General features: G+C 70.5%; 15 protein-coding genes and 1 rRNA gene. All 16 read left to right on the forward strand.

Features of this window, described 5'->3' with window-relative positions:
- A 5S ribosomal RNA gene (gene rrf, locus FH608_RS39460) occupies nucleotides 1-80 on the forward strand; the annotation flags it as partial.
- 126 nt (nucleotides 81-206) lie between these two features.
- Nucleotides 207-1,502 carry a bifunctional folylpolyglutamate synthase/dihydrofolate synthase gene (locus FH608_RS39465; RefSeq protein ID WP_139635687.1) on the forward strand — a complete coding sequence of 432 codons (1,296 nt, stop codon included), beginning with the start codon at nucleotides 207-209 and terminating at the stop codon, nucleotides 1,500-1,502.
- A complete protein-coding gene (locus FH608_RS39470) occupies nucleotides 1,499-1,840 on the forward strand; it encodes a DUF4233 domain-containing protein (RefSeq protein WP_139635542.1) in 342 nt (113 codons plus the stop codon). Before FH608_RS39465 ends, FH608_RS39470 begins: the two co-directional genes overlap by 4 nt.
- Nucleotides 1,841-1,849: 9 nt before the next feature.
- Complete coding sequence (locus FH608_RS39475) at nucleotides 1,850-3,595, forward strand: hypothetical protein (protein WP_139635543.1); 1,746 nt, start codon at nucleotides 1,850-1,852, stop codon at nucleotides 3,593-3,595.
- A gap of 157 nt (nucleotides 3,596-3,752) precedes the next feature.
- Nucleotides 3,753-4,163: a nucleoside-diphosphate kinase gene (ndk, locus tag FH608_RS39480; protein ID WP_139635544.1), complete on the forward strand. Its 411-nt coding sequence runs from the start codon at nucleotides 3,753-3,755 to the stop codon at nucleotides 4,161-4,163.
- A 393-nt stretch (nucleotides 4,164-4,556) separates the two neighbouring features.
- Nucleotides 4,557-5,588 carry a rod shape-determining protein gene (locus FH608_RS39485; RefSeq protein ID WP_139635545.1) on the forward strand — a complete coding sequence of 344 codons (1,032 nt, stop codon included), beginning with the start codon at nucleotides 4,557-4,559 and terminating at the stop codon, nucleotides 5,586-5,588.
- Nucleotides 5,588-6,466 carry a rod shape-determining protein MreC gene (gene mreC, locus FH608_RS39490; RefSeq protein WP_139635546.1) on the forward strand — a complete coding sequence of 293 codons (879 nt, stop codon included), beginning with the start codon at nucleotides 5,588-5,590 and terminating at the stop codon, nucleotides 6,464-6,466. Before FH608_RS39485 ends, mreC begins: the two co-directional genes overlap by 1 nt.
- A gap of 307 nt (nucleotides 6,467-6,773) precedes the next feature.
- A complete protein-coding gene (gene mreD, locus FH608_RS39495; RefSeq protein ID WP_139635547.1) occupies nucleotides 6,774-7,238 on the forward strand; it encodes a rod shape-determining protein MreD in 465 nt (154 codons plus the stop codon).
- Entirely contained in the window at nucleotides 7,235-9,280 is a 2,046-nt protein-coding gene (gene mrdA, locus FH608_RS39500; protein ID WP_139635548.1) for a penicillin-binding protein 2, read from the forward strand. Before mreD ends, mrdA begins: the two co-directional genes overlap by 4 nt.
- A gap of 880 nt (nucleotides 9,281-10,160) precedes the next feature.
- Nucleotides 10,161-11,279, forward strand: coding sequence for a rod shape-determining protein RodA (gene rodA, locus FH608_RS39505; RefSeq protein WP_226900304.1), 1,119 nt, complete (start codon nucleotides 10,161-10,163; stop codon nucleotides 11,277-11,279).
- 194 nt (nucleotides 11,280-11,473) lie between these two features.
- Nucleotides 11,474-13,384, forward strand: coding sequence for a TIGR03960 family B12-binding radical SAM protein (locus tag FH608_RS39510; protein ID WP_139635550.1), 1,911 nt, complete (start codon nucleotides 11,474-11,476; stop codon nucleotides 13,382-13,384).
- A gap of 168 nt (nucleotides 13,385-13,552) precedes the next feature.
- Complete coding sequence (locus FH608_RS39515; protein WP_264372941.1) at nucleotides 13,553-14,305, forward strand: TIGR03936 family radical SAM-associated protein; 753 nt, start codon at nucleotides 13,553-13,555, stop codon at nucleotides 14,303-14,305.
- 144 nt (nucleotides 14,306-14,449) lie between these two features.
- Nucleotides 14,450-17,548 (forward strand): Rne/Rng family ribonuclease, encoded by a 3,099-nt coding sequence (locus FH608_RS39520; RefSeq protein WP_226900305.1) that lies wholly within the window; start codon nucleotides 14,450-14,452, stop codon nucleotides 17,546-17,548.
- A 215-nt stretch (nucleotides 17,549-17,763) separates the two neighbouring features.
- Complete coding sequence (gene rplU, locus FH608_RS39525) at nucleotides 17,764-18,066, forward strand: 50S ribosomal protein L21 (protein WP_139635552.1); 303 nt, start codon at nucleotides 17,764-17,766, stop codon at nucleotides 18,064-18,066.
- Nucleotides 18,067-18,081: 15 nt separating this feature from the next.
- On the forward strand, nucleotides 18,082-18,339 hold the full coding sequence (rpmA, locus tag FH608_RS39530; RefSeq protein WP_068925700.1) for a 50S ribosomal protein L27: 258 nt from the start codon (nucleotides 18,082-18,084) through the stop codon (nucleotides 18,337-18,339).
- 135 nt (nucleotides 18,340-18,474) lie between these two features.
- Nucleotides 18,475-19,827: a GTPase ObgE gene (gene obgE, locus FH608_RS39535; RefSeq protein WP_139635553.1), complete on the forward strand. Its 1,353-nt coding sequence runs from the start codon at nucleotides 18,475-18,477 to the stop codon at nucleotides 19,825-19,827.
- The last annotated feature ends 20 nt before the right edge of the window (nucleotides 19,828-19,847 follow it).

Raw genomic sequence — 19,847 nt, forward strand, 5'->3', positions numbered from 1 at the left:
TTCCGAACCCGGAAGTTAAGCTTCTCTGCGCCGATGGTACTGCACTCGGGAGGGTGTGGGAGAGTAGGTCACCGCCGGACAATCTTTGGAGGGGGTTCGACGCCTTGCGCGTCGGACCCCCTTTTTTGTGTGCGCCCACGGTCGGGACCGCCGCCGGCGGTCAGTAGGGTTGTGGTGTGGATTATCGTGCCGTGGAACGCGCGATCATGGAGCGCGGCGTCGAGTGGGATTTCGAGCCGACGCTCGACAGGATCGCGGCCCTTCTCGACCTGCTGGGTTCGCCGCAGCGGGCGTACCCCGTCATACACATCGCCGGCACCAACGGCAAGACGAGCACGGCGCGCCTCACCGAGGCGCTGCTGAAAGAGCGCAACCTCAGGGTGGGCCGGTTCACCAGCCCGCACCTCGTGTCGGTGCGGGAGCGGATCACGGTGGACGGCGAGCCGCTGAGTGAGGAGCGGTTCGCCGAGGTCTACGAGGAGATCATGCCCTTCGTCGACCTGGCCGACAGCCAGGGGCGGCGGCGCATCCAGTTCTTCGAGCTGCTGACCGCCATGGCGTTCGCCGCGTTCGCCGACACGCCGGTCGACGTCGCCGTGATCGAGGCCGGCATGGGTGGCTCCTGGGACGCCACCAACGTGGCCGACGGCACCGTCTCCGTCGTCACGCCCATCTCGCTCGACCACACCGACCGGCTCGGCCCCGACATCCCGAGCATCGCTGGCGAGAAGGCGGGCATCATCAAGCCCGGTGCCACCGCGGTGTTCGCGCAGCAGGAGCTGGCGGCGGCGGAGGTGCTGATGCGGCGGGCCGCCGATGTCGGTGCCGTCGTGGCCCGCGAGGGGCTCGAGTTCGGCGTGCTCGGCCGCGAGGTGGCGATCGGCGGGCAGCTGCTCACGCTGCGCGGGCTCAAGGGCGTCTACGACGAGGTCTACCTGCCGCTCTACGGCGCTCACCAGGCGAGCAACGCCGTCTGCGCGCTGGCCGCCGTCGAGGCGCTGACCGGTGGCGACGACCCGCTCGACGTCGATCTCGTACGACAGGCGTTCGCGCAGGCGTCCTCGCCGGGGCGGATGGAGGTCGTCCGGCGCACGCCGACGGTCGTCATCGACGCGGCCCACAATCCCGGCGGCATGCAGGCCACTCTGGAGGGTCTGCACGAGGCGTTCGACTTCGCCAAGGTCATCGGGGTCGTCGCGGTCATGCGCGACAAGGACGTCGCCGCGCTGCTGGACCTGCTCGAGCCCATCGTCGACGAGATCATCGTCACGCGTAACTCCTCGCCCAGGTCGATGCCGCCCGAGGAGCTGGCGGCGCTGGCCGGGCCGCTGTTCGGGGAGGACCGCGTCCATGTCGTCGACCGCCTCGACGACGCCATCGATCGGGGCATCGGCATCGCGGACGCCGCGGGCGAGTTCAGCGGCACGGGCGTCTTGATCACCGGGTCGGTCGTCACGGCGGGCGACGCACGGCAACTGCTCAAAGCGGATGGTTCGCGATGAATTTCCAGGTCACTCCAGGCATGCGCCGGTTGGGCGCCAGCGTGCTCGGCATGGAGGCCATCGTGGCCGGCCTGATCACGCCGGTGGCGATCGCGGTCGGCGGCGTCGCGCCGGGGCTGGCCGTGACCGCCGGCATCGGCCTGGCCGTGCTGTGCGTGGTGGCCGCCGGCCTGCTCAAGAAGCCGTTCGGCTACATCCTGGGCAGCGTCGTCCAGGTGCTGGCGATCTGCACGGGTTTCCTCGTACCGACCATGTTCTTCCTGGGCGTGATCTTCACCGCGCTGTGGATCACGGCGATTGTCGTCGCTCGGCGTGTCGAGGGCGCTACATTCCGCTAAGGTCGGTCCATGACCGTCCTCCCGATCCAACGGTCGGCCGGCCTCAGGTGGCCGTGGCTGCTCGACGTGACACTCGGGCTCCTCGTCGTCGCCGCGCTGCCGCTGGCCGTCGTCACCATCCCCAACACGCTCTCCGTCGTCGCCAAGCTTCTGCCCGGTGACGCCGACCAGGTCGGGCTGATGCGCACGCACGGGCTCGCCCTCCCCGCGCTGATGCTGACCGTGCCGCTCGCGGCCGCCGCGCTGCGGCGCGTCTCGGTGGTCCACGTCCTGCTCGGCGGCCTGGTGCTGGTGGCCCTGTCCGACGTGGCGGGTGGCTACGCGGGCTCCGAGTTCGTTGTCGGAGTCGTGCGGGTGCTGCGCGGCGTGGGCGCGGGGCTCATCATCCCGGCCACACTGACCGCGGTGTGGAGCCGTTCGCCGGTGCTGCGCGCGCTGTGGGTGGGCGTGTTCAGCCTGAGCCTGCTCGCCGCCCAGGCGCTGGCGCTCTGGCCGCTCGACCAGGCACACAGCTGGAAGATCACGCTGCAGCCCTATCCGCTGCTGACCGGCATCGCGCTCGCGCTGGCGGGCGCGTACGTGATCGTGTGGCTCCTGCTCGGCGTCCACGCCGCGCCGGGGCTCGACGACGGCGAGCGCAACCGGCTGCTGCTGGCCGCCGTGCCCGCCGCCGGCATAGCGGTGGTCGGGGTCGCCACAGCGACCGAGGGGTGGCGGGCGATCCCGGTGATCGCGCTGGCGGTAGTGGCGCTCGTCGCGCTGCTGGCGCTGGCCTCGATCGGCACGGTGGAGAGCCGCACGCTCGCGTACACCATGGTGGCCGTCGGGGTCGTGCTGCTGCCCAGCGCGGCGCAGATGACGATGGTCGAGATGGGCGGGCTCGGCGGTCCGGGGCTGAACGGGCTCTGGGCGCCGTACGGCGTGGCGGCCGTGCTCGCCGTGGGCGCGTCGGTGACGGTGCGCAGGCTCGGGCGGCCTTCCGCGCGCTGGCGGGCGCCTCTGGGGCTGCTCGCCATGGTGGCCGGATTGTGCTCGGTGCGCCTGCTGGTGCCGTCGGCTGACGGGCTGGTGCTGGTGGTGCCGTTCTCGCTGATGGCGGTGGGGGCTGCGGTGGCGCTGACGTCGGCGCTGGAGGAGGTCGCCATCGGGGCGGCGGTGTTCGGGCTGTCACTGGGGCTCGCGGGGGTGCTGGCGGGGTTCCTCCTGGGTACGGGCGTGCAGATGGCGGTGCTGGACGGCGTCTCGTCGGTTCAGGAGCTGGTCGACAGCTTCGTAGGCGCGCTGCATGCGTGGGCGCTGGTGGGCGGGTTCTTCGTCGTCGTGATGATCGCGCTGACCGCGCTGATGGCACGGAAGGCCGCGAAGGCCGTGGCGCATGTTCCCTGCGCGGGCCCGGTGGTGACGGCCGGGGAGATCGATGACGACGTGCCGGCCGAGGACGGACCGATCGCCTTCGGAGCCGAGTCCGCCTTTGGAGCCGAGTCCTCGGCGGCGGATGCATCCGGCGCGCGGCAGTGGGGCGACGGCAAGGCGGTCCGGCCGCCGGGCACGCCGCCGGAGGGCAACGCCGAGGCAGGCCGGTCGTCGGTGAGTGACGGCAAGGCGGGCCGGTCGTCGAGGCGCGATGGCGAAGCGGGCCGGTCGCCGAGGGGTGATGGCGAAGCGGGCCGGTCGCCGAGGGGTGAGGCTGAGGACGGGCGGTTGCCCGCCGTGCCGCCGCAGGGACACTCGCCTGAGGACCCCGGACCGTCGTAAGCCCCTTGCCGTACAGGGAAACGAGGGTGGCGGCGCGGGACGGTAAGCTGAGGCCCGAGCCACGGCGACGCGTGGGCCCGTCCCCCGCGAAGCGTCCGCGCGGCCGGGCCCGGCGCCCGTGACCGCGATCCTCACTCTGTTCAAAGGAGAACTCCAAGTGTCCGAGCGCACTCTTGTCCTGATCAAGCCCGACGGGGTTAAGCGCGGCCTCATCGGTGACGTGATCTCGCGCGTGGAGCGCAAGGGCCTCAAGGTCGTGGCGATGGACCTGCGCACCCTCGACGCCGACACCGCCAAGGCCCACTACGCCGAGCACTCCGAGCGTCCGTTCTTCGGCGAGCTGGTCGAGTTCATCACCTCCGGGCCGCTCGTCGCCATGGTGCTCGAGGGCCCGCGGGCCGTCGAGGCGTTCCGCGCTCTGGCCGGCCTCACCGACCCGGTCAAGTCGGCGCCCGGCACCATCCGCGGCGACCACGCACTCGAGATCAGCGAAAACGTCGTCCACGGCTCCGACTCGCCCGAGTCGGCCGCCAGGGAGATCAAGATCTTCTTCCCTGACCGTTTCTAGCCGATTCCGGCTGGTCCTGTTGCGCCCGTGCGGCTTCTTGCCGCGCGGGCGCACGCTTTTTGTCGGCCACCTGCCGTATGTTGGCAGGGTCTTGGCGCGCCGTGTCGTTCCGTGAGAGTGACGGGGACACGGTTTTGTCGGTCGTTCCCCGTAGGGTCGGCGACGCCGGCGCGTGAGGCGGGAAGAGATGGCCGTGCGGATGGGCGTTTTGGAGCGGTCCAGCAAGCGATCGGGTGTTGTGGTGCAATCCGGGCAAAATTGCGGTTGAGGTAGGGGCTGGAGATTTTTGTGGGGCGCGAGGGCTCATTGCGCGCATCGGTGGGTACGTCACGTTACGATTCGAATTCGATCCGTAGTCACTCGCTAACGACGTTACGGAGGGCTCCGTTCCCCATGGGCAGCAAGCTCGCGTTCCTCGGCCGCGACATGGCGGTCGACCTGGGCACCGCCAACACGCTGGTCTACGTGCGCGGCCGGGGCATCGTGCTCAACGAGCCTTCAGTCGTTGCGATCAACACCGCCAGTGGAAAGATCGTGGCTGTCGGCATCGAGGCCAAGCGCATGATCGGCAGGACACCCGGCAACATCGTCGCCGTACGGCCACTCAAGGACGGCGTGATCGCCGACTTCGACGTGACCGAGAGGATGTTGCGCTATTTCATCCAACGGGTGCATCGCCGCCGACACTTCGCCAAGCCGCGCATCATCATCGCCGTGCCCAGTGGCATCACCAGCGTCGAGCAACGCGCGGTGAAGGAGGCCGGCTACCAGGCCGGCGCAAGGAAGGTCTACATCGTCGAGGAGCCCATGGCGGCCGCCATCGGCGCGGGCCTGCCGGTGCACGAGCCGACCGGCAACATGGTGGTCGACATCGGCGGCGGCACCACCGAGGTGGCGATCATCTCGATGGGCGGCGTGGTCACGAGCCAGTCGATCAGGATCGGCGGCGACGAGCTCGACCAGGCGGTGATCTCGTTCGCCAAGAAGGAGTTCTCGCTGATGCTCGGCGAGCGCACCGCCGAGGAGATCAAGATCGCCATCGGTTCGGCGGGCCCTGACGGTGAGGAGACGCACGCGGAGATCCGCGGGCGCGACCTGGTCAGCGGGCTGCCCAAGACCATCATCGTGTCGAGCGCGGAGGTCAGGAAGGCGATCGAGGAGCCGGTCAACGCGATCGTCGACGCGGTCAAGACCACGCTCGACAAGTGCCCGCCCGAGTTGTCCGGCGACATCATGGACCGCGGCATCGCGCTCACCGGCGGGGGAGCCCTCCTCAAGGGGCTGGACGAGCGGGTCAAGGCCGAGACGGGCATGCCCGTGCACCTGGTCGAGAACGCGCTCGACTCGGTCGCCATCGGCTCCGGCAAGTGCGCCGAGGAGTTCGAGGCGCTCCAGCAGGTCCTGGTGCCGGAGTCGCGGCACTGATGAGAGATTCGAGCCGTGCCCGGCTGATCCTCGGAGCGCTGCTGATGGCGGCCCTGGTCATCCTGACCGTCGACCACCGCACCGGCACCAGTTCGCCGCTGAAGCCCCTGCGGGCTGCCGCGGCCTACGTGTTCGGCACGGCGGAGCAGTTCGGCGGTGTGCTGGTGCGGCCCGTCGGTGGGTTCGTGCGCGCCCTCGTCGGCGCGCCGGGCGCTCAGGAGCGCATCGAGGCGCTCAAGGAGGAGAACGCCCGGCTGCGCGCGGAGATGCTCGCCAGCAAGCTCGACAGCAGCCGGTCGAAGGAGCTCAAGCAGATGCTCGGCCTGGCGGGCGCGGGCGGCTACAAGGTGGTGCCCGCCAACGTGGTCGCCAGACGCGGGCTGCCGGGCTTCGAGGACGCCGTGCAGATCGACGCGGGCACCAACGACGGCATCCGCACGGAGATGACCGTCCTCAGCGGCGGCGGGCTGGTCGGGCGGGTGGTCCGCACGTCCTCTGACACCTCGACGGTGGTGCTGCTCAGCGATCCCGCCCTGGCGGTCGGGGCACGGCTGGAGGGCGGCAAGGAGATCGGCGTGGTGCACGGGGTGGGGGAGCACGGGCGGCTCGTTCAGTTCCGGCTCCTCGACTCCACTGCCCCGCTGACCAGGGGTGCGCGGATCGTCAGCTTCGGCTCGCAGAACGGCAGCCCGTACGTGCCGGGGGTGCCGGTCGGGGTGATCGAGCGGGTGGAGTCGACGCCGGGGGAGCTGACCCGCATCGCGTACGCCCGGCCGTACGCCGATCTGACGGCGCTCGACGTGGTGGGCGTGGTGGTGGCGGCGCCCAAGCGGGATCCACGTGACGCCGTGCTGCCCGCCAAGGAGGGATCGCGGTGATCGGCGGGCGGCGTGGGGCGCGGCTCCTGCCGCCGGGAGGGCACGGCGCAAGAGGCGCCTGCCGGAGCTGTGACGGGTGTGTGGGTGCGCGGTACGGCGTGGTGAATCGGTCCAGGCGGCTTGGGTGTGGCGGGTGCGTGAGAGCGGTTGTGGCGGCGTCTGGCCTGGCCTGGGAGCGGTCGGCCCTCCAGGGTGAGCGCCCCTCGACACGGGCGACCGGTCGCGGTGCTGAGCGGCTCGCCGGTCGGGGCGGTGGGCGGGTGGTCGCTCCCGCTGACGGGGGATGGGGCGTGCGGGAGGGGGCGCGGTGATCGGCGGGCTCTCCGTGGTGCTGGCCTTGCTCGCACAGGTCATGCTGGTCAACCGGCTGCCCCTGCCCGGCGGGGGAGCCCCTGACCTGGTGCTGCTGGCCGTGATCGGGGCGGCCCTGGGGCGGGGCGCGCAGCACGGGGCGGTGCTCGGTTTCTGTGCCGGGCTGCTCGTCGACATCATGCCTCCCAGCGCTCACCTCGTGGGACAGTACGCGTTCGCGCTGGCCGTGGTCGGCTACGTGGCGGGGCGCGGCGCGGGCGGGCCCGTGACCACCGTGGTGCTGTGCGTGCTGATCGCGCCCCTGCTCGCGGCGCTCGTGGTCGGGCTGGTCTCCGATCCCCGGGTGACGGTGGCCGCGTTGACCGAGCGGGTGCCGGTCACCGTCGTCTACACCCTGCTCGTCTCCCCCATCGTGATCTGGCTGACGACGCGGGGCAGGGAGGCGGGGTACTCGACATGATGAGGATGCGGGCCAGGCTGCTGGTGTTGCACGTGCTCGTGGTGACGATGCTCGTCGTGCTCGCCGTGCGCCTGTGGCAGGTGCAGGTGGTGCGCGGGCACGAGTTCGTGACGCGGGCCACGGAGACGAGGACGCGCACGGTGATCGTCCCGGCGGTGCGCGGGCAGATCCTCGACTCGCACGGGCGGCCGCTGGTCCGTAACAAGACCGCGCTGGTCGTGTCGGTGGATCGGACCAGGCTGACCAGGATGCCCGACGGCGGCATGAAGGTGCTGCGCAAGCTGTCGGCGGTGCTCGGCAGGCCGGTCGCGGAGCTGCAGCAGCGCATCACGCCGTGCGGGCCGGGGGTCTCCAAGCCGTGCTGGACGGGCTCGCCGTACCAGGCGGTTCCGCTGGACGAGAAGGTCGACACGCGTGAGGCGCTGCAGATCCTGGAGCGGCAGGAGGAGTTTCCCGGGGTGACGGCGGAGGTCCACTCCGTCAGGCAGTACCCCGGCGGGCGGGCCGGGGCGCAGATGCTCGGCTACCTGCAGCCGGTCACCGAGGCCGAGCTGGAGAAGCGCGAGGGGCTCAAGGCCAGCTTCTCCGGGGTCGACCTGGTCGGCCGGGACGGGCTCGAGTACGTCTACGACGAGGCGCTGCGTGGCAAGTCGGGACTGCGCAGGGTGCAGGTCGACAGGATGGGCAAGGCGCTCGGGGTGGAGGAGCAGACCGCTCCCGTTCCGGGCGACCATCTGGTGACCAGCATCGACTCGCGGGTGCAGGCCGTGGTGGAGAAGGCGCTGGCCAGAGCGATGAAGTCGGCGCCGGCGGCCGACGGCGGCGCGGCGGTGGTGCTCGACGCGCGTACGGCACGGGTGGTGGCGCTGGCCAGCGCGCCCGGGTACGACCCGGCGATCTGGGCGGGCGGCATCTCGGCGCGCGGCTATCAGTGGTTGATGTCGGATAAGTCAGGCAAGCCGCTCGTGTCGCGTGCCATCAACGGCCAGTTCGCGCCCGGTTCGACGTTCAAGATCTCGTCGGTGGCGTCGATGCTGCGGGCCGGATACCCGCTGAACGGCAAGTACGACTGCCCCGGCTCCGTGATGGTGGGCGGCCGGGCCTTCAGCGGCTTCCGCGGCATTCCCCTGGGCACGCTCAGCCTGCACATGGCGCTGGTCAAGTCGTGCGACACGATCTTCTACAAGGCGGCGTACGAGCAGTATCTCAAGGACGGCGGGCGCAATCCCAAGAAGGTGCCCAAGGAGGTGTTCGCCAACACCGCCCGGTCGTTCGGGTTCGGCGCCCCGACCGGGGTCGACCTGCCTGGCGAGTCCTCGGGGCGCATTCCCGACCGGGCCTGGAAGAAGAACCTGTGGAACGCCACCCACGACGTGAGCTGCGAGCGGTCGCGCAAAGGCTATCCGGAGGTCAAGGACCGGGCGCGGGCCGACTTCCTCAAGCGGCTCGCGCTGGAGAACTGCACCGAAGGCTTCCTGCTGCGGCCGGGTGACTCGGCCAACTTCTCCATCGGCCAGGGCGACGTGCTGGTGACACCGATGCAGCTGGCGCGGGCGTACGCGGCGCTGGTGAGCGACGGGAAGGTGCGCAGCCCGCGCATCGGGTGGGCGCTGGTGCGGCCCGACGGCACCGTGGTCAAGACCATCCCGGTGCCGGTGGTCGGCAAGCTGCCGCTCAACGAGAAGGAGCGCCACTACATCAAGGACGCGCTGAGCGACGTCCCCTCCGACGGCACCGCGGCGGGCGCCTTCGCCGGGTTCCCGATGAACAAGGTGCGCATCGGCGGCAAGACCGGTACCGCGGAGGTGTGGGGCAAGCAGGACACCTCGTGGTTCGCCTCCTTCGCGCCGACGAAGAACCCGCAGTACGTCGTCGTGGTCATGGTCTCGCAGGGCGGGCAGGGCGCGCAGACGGCGGCGCCTGCCGCGCGGGAGATCTACGAGGGGATCTACGGCATCAAGCGGCCTCCGGCCGTGCCCGGAGGGAAGCTCACGACGAGGCTGCCCCAGTTCGCGCCTGACGGAACGGTGGAGGGGCAATGATCACCCCTGCGCCTTGGGCGGGCCTTCGCGATGGCGGGCGATGCTTGCCCAAGGGTAGGGGTCGCTGGAAGGCGAGGCCCCGCGCCGAAATCCATCCGGTTGGCCATGGTGCTGCGCAGGCTGCTGCTGGAACGACGCCGGTTGCTGGAATGACACCGGTTGGTGGAGTGACATCGGTTGGTGGACCGATGGCGGTGCATGATGCCGCGCCGGTTGGTAGTGCCGTGTCGGTTGGTGATGCTGTGTCGGTTGGTGGTGTTGCAGTGCCGACTGGTGGTCATGCGCCTGGTGGTGGTGCTGCCTTGCTTGATGCTGGTGCTGAGCCCTTTGCCGGTGGCTGCGGGCCGATCGACGGTGGTGTGGAGCAGGGCCATGACGGTGCGGAGGCGGGCGCCGGCGGGTTGCGGTGGCGATGTGGCGGCTCGGTGGCAGCGCGTCCCACGTCTGCTGGGAAGCCGTGGGCCGGTGGTGGTGGTCAGATCAGGGGCCGGGTGTTGGGCGGGCATGAGGGCGGTGGCGGTCGGCTTGTGCGACGGGTGCTGAGCGGGCATGGGGCGGGTAGCGGCCGGCTCGGGCGGCGGGTGCCGGACGGACGTGGGCTGAGACCGGTGTCCGTTGGACGTGGGTTGGGTCGATTGCCTGTTGGACGCGCATTGAGACGGTTGCCCGTTGGACGTGCACTGAGACGGTTGCCCGTTGGGTGTGGATCGGGGCGGTCGTCCGTCGGGCGTGGGCTGGGGCGGTGGGTGGTCGGCTGTGCGGCCGGGTGGGTGATCGGATGTGCGGTCGGCTGGCTCGTCGGCTGCCCGGATCGTGAGACAGGGGGCCGGAGGTGATCGATCGGACGGCGGCCATCCGGCGGCCCTCGCTGCTAAGGCGCGTGACTGCCGAGAACTCGGCGGTGCGCAGGCTCGACGCGTTGATGCTGGTCGCGGTGGCCGGGCTGAGCGTTATCGGCACGCTGCTCGTCTGGTCGTCCACCAGGACATGGGCGCCCGGGTCCACCGGCCTGGTCAAGAAGCACATTCTGAACGAGACCCTCGGCATAGTGGTGTGCGCGGTGGTGGCCACGGTCGACCACCGGGCGATGCGGGCGTACGCGCCGCTGGTGTTCCTGATGTCGTTGATAGGCCTGGGGCTGGTCATCACGCCGCTGGGCGCGACGATCAACGGGTCGCATTCGTGGATCCTGCTCGGCGGGGGTTTCGCGGTGCAGCCGTCGGAGTTCGCCAAGGTCGGGCTCCTGCTGATCATCGCGATGCTACTGGCGCAGCCGGCCGAGGGCAGCGATCGGCCGCGGGCGCTGGACATCTGGCTGGCGCTCATCGCCGCGTTCGTCACGATGGGGCTGGTGATGCTCCAGCCCGACCTCGGGACGGCGCTGGTGCTGGCGGTGATCACAGCCTCCGGGCTCGTCGTCGCGGGGGTGCGCAAGCGGTGGATCGCGGCGCTGGCCGTGGTGGCGGGTGCCGGGGTGTTCGCGGTGTTCTATTTCCAGCTGCTCGAGCCGTACCAGGTGGCGAGGTTCACGGCGTTCGTCGATCCGAGCGTCGACCCGCGCGGGGTCGGCTACAACAGCACCCAGTCGATGATCGCGATCGGGTCGGGGCAGCTCCTGGGCAAGGGACTGCTGGGCGGCGGGCAGACGACCGGCAGGTTCGTGCCCGAGCAGCACACCGACTTCATCTTCACGGTGGCGGGGGAGGAGTTCGGCTTCCTGGGGTCCGTGACGGTCGTGCTGCTGCTCGGGGTGGTGCTGATCCGCGGGCTCCAGATCGCCAGGCACTGCGACGACCGGTTCGGGACGCTGGTGGCCGGGACGATCGTGTGCTGGTTCGCGTTCCAGGCGTTCGTCAATGTGGGGATGACGATCGGCATCATGCCGATCACGGGCCTGCCGCTGCCGTTCGTGTCGTACGGCGGTACGGCCACGTTCGCCAATCTGATCGCGATCGGGCTTCTGCAGGCCATCAGGGTGCGAAGACAGTCGTTCAACTAGGTCTGTGTGCGGGTTTATCCGAGGTGCGCGGCTCGGGTTGAGGGGAACGCGGACGCCGGAGCAGCCTGGCGAGACTCGACCACACCCGTCATACGCCGCACTTCGCCCCACGATGGTGGGGGTTCAGGAGTTGCCGCCCGTGGGTGTGGGTGGTGGCGGGCCTGTCGGCGTTCGATCGCCGCTACCCTTGACGTATGCCTGTCGAGTCGATTTTCCACCGCCTGGAAGCGCTGCTGCCCAAGGTGCAGAAGCCCATCCAGTACGTCGGAGGTGAGCTCAACTCGACCGTCAAGGACTGGGACTCCGCCGACGTGCGATGGGCGCTGATGTATCCGGACGCCTATGAGGTCGGCCTGCCCAACCAGGGCGTGGCGATCCTGTACGAGATCCTCAACGAGCTGCCCGGCACGCTGGCCGAGCGCACCTACGCGGTCTGGCCGGATCTCGAGGCGCTCATGCGGGCCGAGGGCGTCCCGCAGTTCACCGTCGACGCGCACCGGCCGGTGCGCGCCTTCGACGTGTTCGGGGTGTCGTTCTCGACCGAGCTCGGCTACACCAACATGCTGACCGCGCTCGACCTCGCGGGCATCCCGCTCGTCGCGGCCGACCGGGGCGAGGACGATCCGATCGTGCTCGCCGGCGGCCACGCGGCCTTCAATCCCGAGCCGATCGCCGACTTCCTCGACGCGGCCGTGCTCGGCGACGGCGAGCAGATCTCCATCGCGATCAGCGAGGTGATCCGCGAGTGGAAGGCCGAGGGAAGACCAGGAGGACGGGACGAGCTGCTCATGCGGCTCGCCGAGTCCGGCGGGGTCTATGTCCCGAAGTTCTACGACGTGGACTATCACCCCGACGGTCGTATCAAGCGGGTCGCGCCCAACAGGGCCGACGTGCCGTGGCGGGTGCACAAGCACACCGTGATGGACCTCGACGAGTGGCCCTACCCGAAGAAACCGCTGGTCCCGCTGGCCGAGACGGTGCATGAGCGGTTCAGCGTGGAGATCTTCCGCGGCTGCACCCGCGGCTGCAGGTTCTGCCAGGCGGGCATGATCACGCGTCCGGTCCGGGAGCGCTCGATCACCACGATCGGCGCCATGGTCGACAACGGCGTCAAGGAGTCCGGCTTCAACGAGGTCGGCCTGCTGTCGCTGTCGTCGGCCGACCACTCCGAGATCGGCGACATCGCCAAGGGCCTGGCCGACCGCTACGAAGGCACCAACACCTCGCTGTCACTGCCCTCGACCAGGGTCGACGCGTTCAACATCGACCTGGCCAACGAGTTCTCCAGGAACGGCAGGCGCTCGGGCCTGACGTTCGCGCCCGAGGGCGGCTCCGAGCGCATGCGCAAGGTGATCAACAAGATGGTCACCGAGGAAGACCTGATCCGCACCGTCACCACGGCCTACTCGCAGGGGTGGCGCCAGGTCAAGCTCTACTTCATGTGCGGGCTGCCCACCGAGCAGGACGAGGACGTGATGGGCATCGCCGACCTCGCCAAGAAGGTCATCAAGGCGGGCCGCGAGGCGACCGGCAGCCGCGACATCCGCTGCACGGTCTCCATCGGCGGCTTCGTGCCCAAGCCGCACACGCCGTTCCAGTGGGCCGGCCAGGCCGACCACGAGACGGTCGACCGGCGGCTCAAGGCGCTGCGCGACTCGCTCAGGGGCGACAAGGAGTACGGCAGGGCCATCGGCTACCGCTACCACGACGGCAAGCCCTCGATCGTGGAGGGCCTGCTCTCGCGGGGCGACCGCCGGGTCGGCGCCGTGATCCGCGCCGTCTGGGAGGACGGCGGCAGGTTCGACGGCTGGAGCGAGCACTTCTCGTACGAGCGATGGATGGCGGCGGCCGAGCAGGCCGGCGTCGACGTCGACTGGTACACCACGCGCGAGCGCGAGGAGAACGAAGTCCTGCCGTGGGACCATCTCGACGCCGGGCTCGACCGCGAGTGGCTCTGGCAGGACTGGCAGGAGGCGGTTTCCGGTGGCGAGGTCGAGGACTGCCGCTGGACTCCTTGCTACGACTGCGGTGTCTGCCCGACCATGGGCACAGAAATTCAAATCGGCCCCACAGGGCGGAAACTCCTTCCTCTTACGGTGGTCTAGCGCGCTCAGTGGGCAGCCCGTGCCTCGGCGTACACGTTCACGCGCCCGCGCGGCTTATCCTGAGACGAAGGGACCTGAGAAGAAGGAACTCTGACAAGGGAAGGACGACAAGCTCTGAAACCTGTTCCCGAAGGGCCTCCGCCCGCGCCCACGGTGCAGCGCCTTCGCGTGCGTTACGCCAAGCGCGGCCGCCTGCGCTTCACCAGCCACCGCGACATCTCGCGGGCCGTTGAGAGAGCGGTCCGCCGTGCCGGCATTCCGGTGGCCTACAGCGCGGGTTTCTCGCCCCACCCGAAGATCTCCTACGCGGGCGCGGCGCCGACCGGCGTCGCCAGCGAAGCCGAATACCTCGAGATCGGTGTCACCACACCGTGCGACCCGGAGCAGGTCAAGCGGGGCCTTGACGGGTCGCTGCCACCTGGGCTCGATGTGCTCGACGTCGTGGAGGCGGGTCCTGGGGCGCTGGCCGACCGCTTGGAGGTCTCCGAGTGGGAGGTGCGGCTGCCCGGTGCCGATCGCGAGCTCGCCGAGGTGGCGGCGGAGAAGTTTCTCGCGGAGGGCACTGTGGAGGTCGAGCGCCTCACCAAGAAGGGCCCCCGCCGCTTCGACGCGCGGGAGGCCGTCCTGGGGCTCGCGGTGTCCGAGGGAGCAGAGAGATTCGCAGCTCAGGTGCTTGGAGAGCCGTGTGTCATACTGCGCATGGTTGTTCGGCACATGACGCCTGCCGTTCGACCCGACGATGTGCTCACAGGGCTGCGCCTTGTGGCCGACTTCGCGCCGCCGGTTCCCCCCGAGGTGACCAGGCTGGCGCAGGGGCCGCTCGACGCCAGCACCGGTGCGCTTGCCGACCCGCTCGGCCTTGACCGCGACACGACGCGCGGCGGCGAGGCGGGACCGGCGGGTGAGCACGTCGCCGGTTAAGGACGTGCCCCGCGACAGCGGGGAACGACCGCTGACAGGACTTGGCGCCGGCGCTCCCTCACCGGGAGCGCCGGCGGACAACGAGACACGAGGGCTCCTGCGCGGCGCGGCGACGCGCCCGGGAGCTGACGGGAGAGCGCCCGCATGCTCGACAACGAGCCCAACGCCGGGGCCATTGGCCCTGACGGGGAGACAACTGAACAGTCCAAGGTGACCCCACGTCGCCGCTCCGCCAGCCGCCCCGCGGGTCCCCCGCCGGAGTTGCCCGAGGAGCCGGCCGCCGTTCCGGTCACGGTCGTCGCCGCGCAGGCCGCGCCGTCCGTGGCTGATGTGAAGGAAGTGCAGAGCAACGCCGCGCAGCGTGCGGCGGGAGAGCCCTCGCCCGGCGTTCTGGCCAGTTCCGGCCCCGTTTCCGGCACCGCTTCGACGACTGCCGCTCCGGGCGCTGTTTCGGGGACGGCGGAGGCCGGTGCGCCCGAGAGCCCGGTCGAGGCGGCCGTCGCGGAGGCGGCCGATGAGGCCGTCGCCGAGAAGCCCAAGCGGGCCACGCGTACGAGGTCGACCGCCACGACGGCGCGGCGGCGCACCACGAAGAAGGCTGCCGAGGAGCAGCCGGATGTCCCGGGAGCGCTCCCCGAGGACGAGGCTCCTGCCGAGCCGGTGAAGCGGCGCAGGACCCGTAAGAAGGCGGACGCGGAGCAGGCTGTCACGTCGGCTGAGGCCGGTGTGGGCGAAGCCGCTGGTGCTGCCGAGGGAGCACCGGTCGCCGGTGCGGACCAAGCCGTCACGGATGCCGCCGGCACGTTGACCGGTGCTGCCGGTGAGAGCGCTGCGGGGGCGGTGGCCGGCTCCGAGGGGGCCACCGCACGCGGTGGCGCCGGGGCCGGAGAGTACGCGGCGGCGGCCGGCGGTGCGGATGACGCCGCGCCGGCCGGCGGCGATGCCGCGCGTGCCGCTGGTGGTGCGGTCCGTGCCGAGGGCGATGCCGCGCGTGGCGCCGGTGAGGCGGTCCGTGCGGGCGAGAAGGCCGGCGGTGAGGACGAGGACATCCTGGAGATCCTGCCCGAGGACGAACCGCTGGACGACGAGCCCGCGGGCGAGGACCTCGACGAGGACGCCGTGCGCCCGAGCCTGCTCGCCGACCCGTTCGGCCTGTCCGCGCGCAGGCAGGACGAGCCGGGCACCATGTTCGAGCGCCCGGCGGCCATCTTCGCGCCGCTGTTCCAGGCCCCCGACCCCAGCAGGGCCAAGCCCGCCGTCACTCGCAAGGCCGAGCCGGAGCCCGCTCCCGAGCCCGAGGAGGTCGAGGAGCCGGTCGACGAGACCGCCACCGAGGACGAGACCGACGTCGACACCTCCGACGAGCAGGAGGAGGAGGGCGGCGGCCGGCGCCGTCGCCGCAGGCGTGGCGGCCGGGGCCGGGGCAAGTCGCGCGAGCGGGACGAGGCCGAGGACGGCGAGGAGCAGGAAGAGGAGGCCGAGGAGGAGCAGGCGGAGGACAGCGCCCAGGACGAGGAGAGCTCCACCTCGCGCCGCCGCCGTCGCCGTCGCCGCCGGGGCTCCGACACCGACACCGAGCCGTCCAGCGACGACCCGCCGAACACGGTGGTGCGCATCCGCGCGCCGCGCGCGGGCCGGGCGGCGTCGCTCGACACCGCGACGGACGGCGTGCAGAGCGTGCGCGGGTCCACCCGGCTGGAGGCCAAGAAGCAGCGCCGTCGCGAGGGTCGCGAGCTGGGCCGCAGGCGGCCGCCGATCATCACGGAGTCGGAGTTCCTGGCCCGCCGCGAGGCCGTCGACCGCATGATGGTGGTACGCCGCCACGGCGACCGTACGCAGATCGCGGTCCTGGAGGACGGCGTCCTCGTCGAGCACTACGTCAACCGCGAGGCCAGCCAGTCCTACGTCGGCAACGTCTACCTCGGCAAGGTCCAGAACGTGCTGCCCTCGATGGAGGCCGCGTTCGTGGACATCGGCAAGGGCAGGAACGCCGTCCTGTACGCCGGAGAGGTGAACTTCGACACGGCCGGTCTCGAAGGCCAGCCGAAGCGCATCGAGTCGGCGCTGAAGTCGGGGCAGTCGGTGCTGGTGCAGGTCACGAAGGACCCGATCGGCCACAAGGGTGCCCGGCTCACGTCGCAGATCAGCCTGCCCGGGCGCTACCTCGTGTACGTGCCGGACGGGTCGATGACCGGCATCAGCCGCAAGCTGCCCGACAAGGAGCGCACGCGGCTCAAGAGCATCCTGAAGAAGGTCATGCCGGAGAACGCCGGCGTGATCGTGCGTACCGCCGCCGAGGGCGCGTCCGAGGACGAGCTCGCCCGTGACGTGGCGCGGCTGTCCGCGCAGTGGGAGAACATCCAGAAGAAGGCCAAGTCGGCCAGCCCGCCGGAGCTGCTGTCCGCCGAGCCGGACCTGACGATCAGGGTCGTGCGCGACGTCTTCAACGAGGACTTCACCAACCTGGTCGTGCAGGGCGCCGACGCCTGGGACACGGTCGACGACTACGTCAAGTACGTCGCGCCGCACCTGGCCGAGCGCCTGTCGAAGTGGGACGGCGACCAGGGCGACGTGTTCGAGTCGTACCGGATCGACGAGCAGCTCGGGAAGGCGCTGGAGCGCAAGGTGTGGCTGCCCAGCGGCGGCTCGCTGGTGATCGACCGTACGGAGGCCATGACCGTCGTCGACGTCAACACCGGCAAGTTCACCGGCCAGGGCGGCAACCTCGAGGAGACCGTCACCAGGAACAACCTGGAGGCGGCCGAGGAGATCGTGCGCCAGCTCAGGCTGCGTGACATCGGCGGCATCATCGTCATCGACTTCATCGACATGGTGCTGGAGTCCAACCGCGACCTGGTGCTGCGGCGGCTGCTGGAGTGCCTGGCCCGCGACAGGACCAAGCACCAGGTGGCCGAGGTGACCTCCCTGGGCCTGGTCCAGATGACCCGTAAGCGGGTCGGTCAGGGGCTGCTGGAGGCGTTCTCGACGCCGTGTGAGTGCTGCAACGGCCGCGGGCTGCTCGTCTCCACGGAGCCGGTCGAGCCCAAGCCGGAGCCGCGCGGCACGCAGGGGAAGATGGCCGTCGAGAAGTCGGTCGCCGACAAGGTTTCGGCGGCCAAGGACACCTCGGGCCGTGATACCGTGACCGGTGCGCTTGAAGACGTCCCGGCCGAGGACGACCAGGCCAGCCAGACTTCCGGCAGAGGGCGGCGACGCTCCCGCCGCGCCAAGTCCTCCGAGTAGCTCTCGGCGGGCTTCCGACGTTCCGTCCGGTTCGCCTAGGGACCACTGATCCGGTACCCTAGACAATCGGTGCGTCAGGTGACGTGCCCTGTTGGCGCGCTTACTCGGTTCGTCGGTTTGGGACAGGCCGAATGACAGGCGCAGCATTCGGCGGCCGCCTCTCCGTGAGGCGGCCGATGTACGAGACAACAGTGAGTCAGTAGAAGGGTTCCGCGGTGTACGCGATCGTTCGTTGCGGCGGCAGGCAGCAGAAGGTCTCCGTCGGTGACGTCCTCGAGGTGGACAAGGTCGCCGGCGAGGTCGGCTCTTCGGTTTCGCTGCCGACGGTGCTCGTCGTCAACGACGGCGACGTGACCACGGAGGCGGGTAGGTTCACGGTCAGCGCCGAGATCCTCGGCGAGACCAAGGGTCCGAAGATCCGCATCCTCAAGTACAAGAACAAGACCGGTTACAAGAAGCGCCAGGGTCACCGCCAGCGGTACACCCAGGTGAAGATCACCGGTATCGAGCAGGCCTGATCGGGAGTTTGAGAGATGGCACACAAGAAGGGCGCGTCGTCCACCCGGAACGGCCGTGACTCCAACGCCCAGCGCCTGGGCGTCAAGCGCTTCGGTGGCCAGCTGGTCAACGCGGGCGAGATCATCGTCCGCCAGCGCGGCACCCACTTCCACCCCGGCGACAACGTGGGGCGTGGCGGCGACGACACGCTGTTCGCGCTGACGGCCGGGCACGTGCAGTTCGGTACCAAGCGCGGCCGTCGGGCCGTGAGCATCGTCCCCGTCGCGGAGTAGGGTTCTTCTCTCTCCGTCGGCCCTGGGTTTGTTGCTGAGGGGTGGATCGCGACGCCGATCCACCCCTTTGCTTTTGTGTGGGCGCGGTTCTCCCGCGCCGACGAGTTCCCCCGCGAGGGGGTGGAGGAGTGCGGGATGCCGGACTTTGTGGACCAGGTGGTCCTTCACATCAGCGCCGGTGACGGGGGGAACGGGTGCGCCTCCATCCACCGGGAGAAGTTCAAGCCGCTCGGCGGCCCCGACGGCGGCAACGGCGGGCGCGGCGGCGACGTCATCCTGGAGGTCGACCCCAATACGGCGACGCTGCTCGACTACCACCGCCGGCCCCACCGCAGCGCCCAGAACGGCAAGCAGGGGCAGGGCTCCCACCGCGACGGGGCCAACGGGGCGGACGTGATCCTGCCCGTGCCCAACGGGACCGTGGTCAAGGACGCCACCACCGGCGAGGTGCTGGTCGACCTCGTGGGCGCCGGCACGCGGTACGTGATCGCCCAGGGCGGCCACGGCGGGCTCGGCAACGCGGCGCTGGCCACCACCAAGCGCAAGGCGCCCGGGTTCGCGCTGCTGGGCGAGCCGGGGGACTCGCTCGACGCCATGCTGGAGCTCAAGAGCGTCGCGGACGTGGCGCTGGTCGGCTTCCCCAGCGCCGGCAAGTCCTCGCTGATCGCCGCTCTGAGCGCGGCCAAGCCCAAGATCGCGGATTATCCGTTCACCACCCTGATCCCCAACCTGGGGGTGGTGACGGCGGGCGAGACCGTCTTCACCGTGGCCGACGTGCCCGGATTGATCCCCGGGGCCTCGCAGGGCAAGGGGCTCGGGCACGAGTTCCTGCGGCACGTGGAGCGGTGCGACATGCTCGTGCACGTCATCGACTGCGCCACCATGGAGCCGGGCCGCGACCCGATCACCGACTACGAGGTGATCGAGGCGGAGCTGCGCGCGTACGGGAAGCTGGAGGACCGGCCGCGGCTGGTCGTGCTGAACAAGGCCGACGTGCCCGACGCGCGGGAGCTGGCCGAGCTGGTCACGCCCGAGTTCGAGGAGCGGGGGCTGCGGGTGTTCACGATCTCGGCCGCCACGCACGACGGGCTGCGGGAGCTGACGTACGCGATGGGCGAGTGGGTCGCGGCGGCCCGCGCCAACAAGCCGGTCGAGGAGCCGACGCGGCTGGTCATCAGGCCCAAGCAGCTCGGCGACGCCGGGTTCCGGGTACGGCGGGTCAACGAGAACCTGTTCCAGATCACCGGCGAGAAGCCGGAGCGGTGGATCCGGCAGACGGACTTCAGCAACGACGAGGCCGTGGGCTACCTCGCCGACCGGCTCGAACGGCTCGGGGTGGAGGAGGAGCTGGCCAAGCTCGGCGCCACCGCGGGCGCCGAGGTGGTCATCGGGCCCATGGAGGGCGGCTACGTCTTCGACTGGCAGCCCACGCTCCGGGCCGAGTCCGTACGGCAGGGGCCGCGCGGCTCCGACAACCGCCTGGGCTGAGCCGCCCGCGGATCAGGGGG

It is taken from the genome of Nonomuraea phyllanthi (assembly GCF_006334985.2).
Classification (GTDB): domain Bacteria; phylum Actinomycetota; class Actinomycetes; order Streptosporangiales; family Streptosporangiaceae; genus Nonomuraea; species Nonomuraea phyllanthi.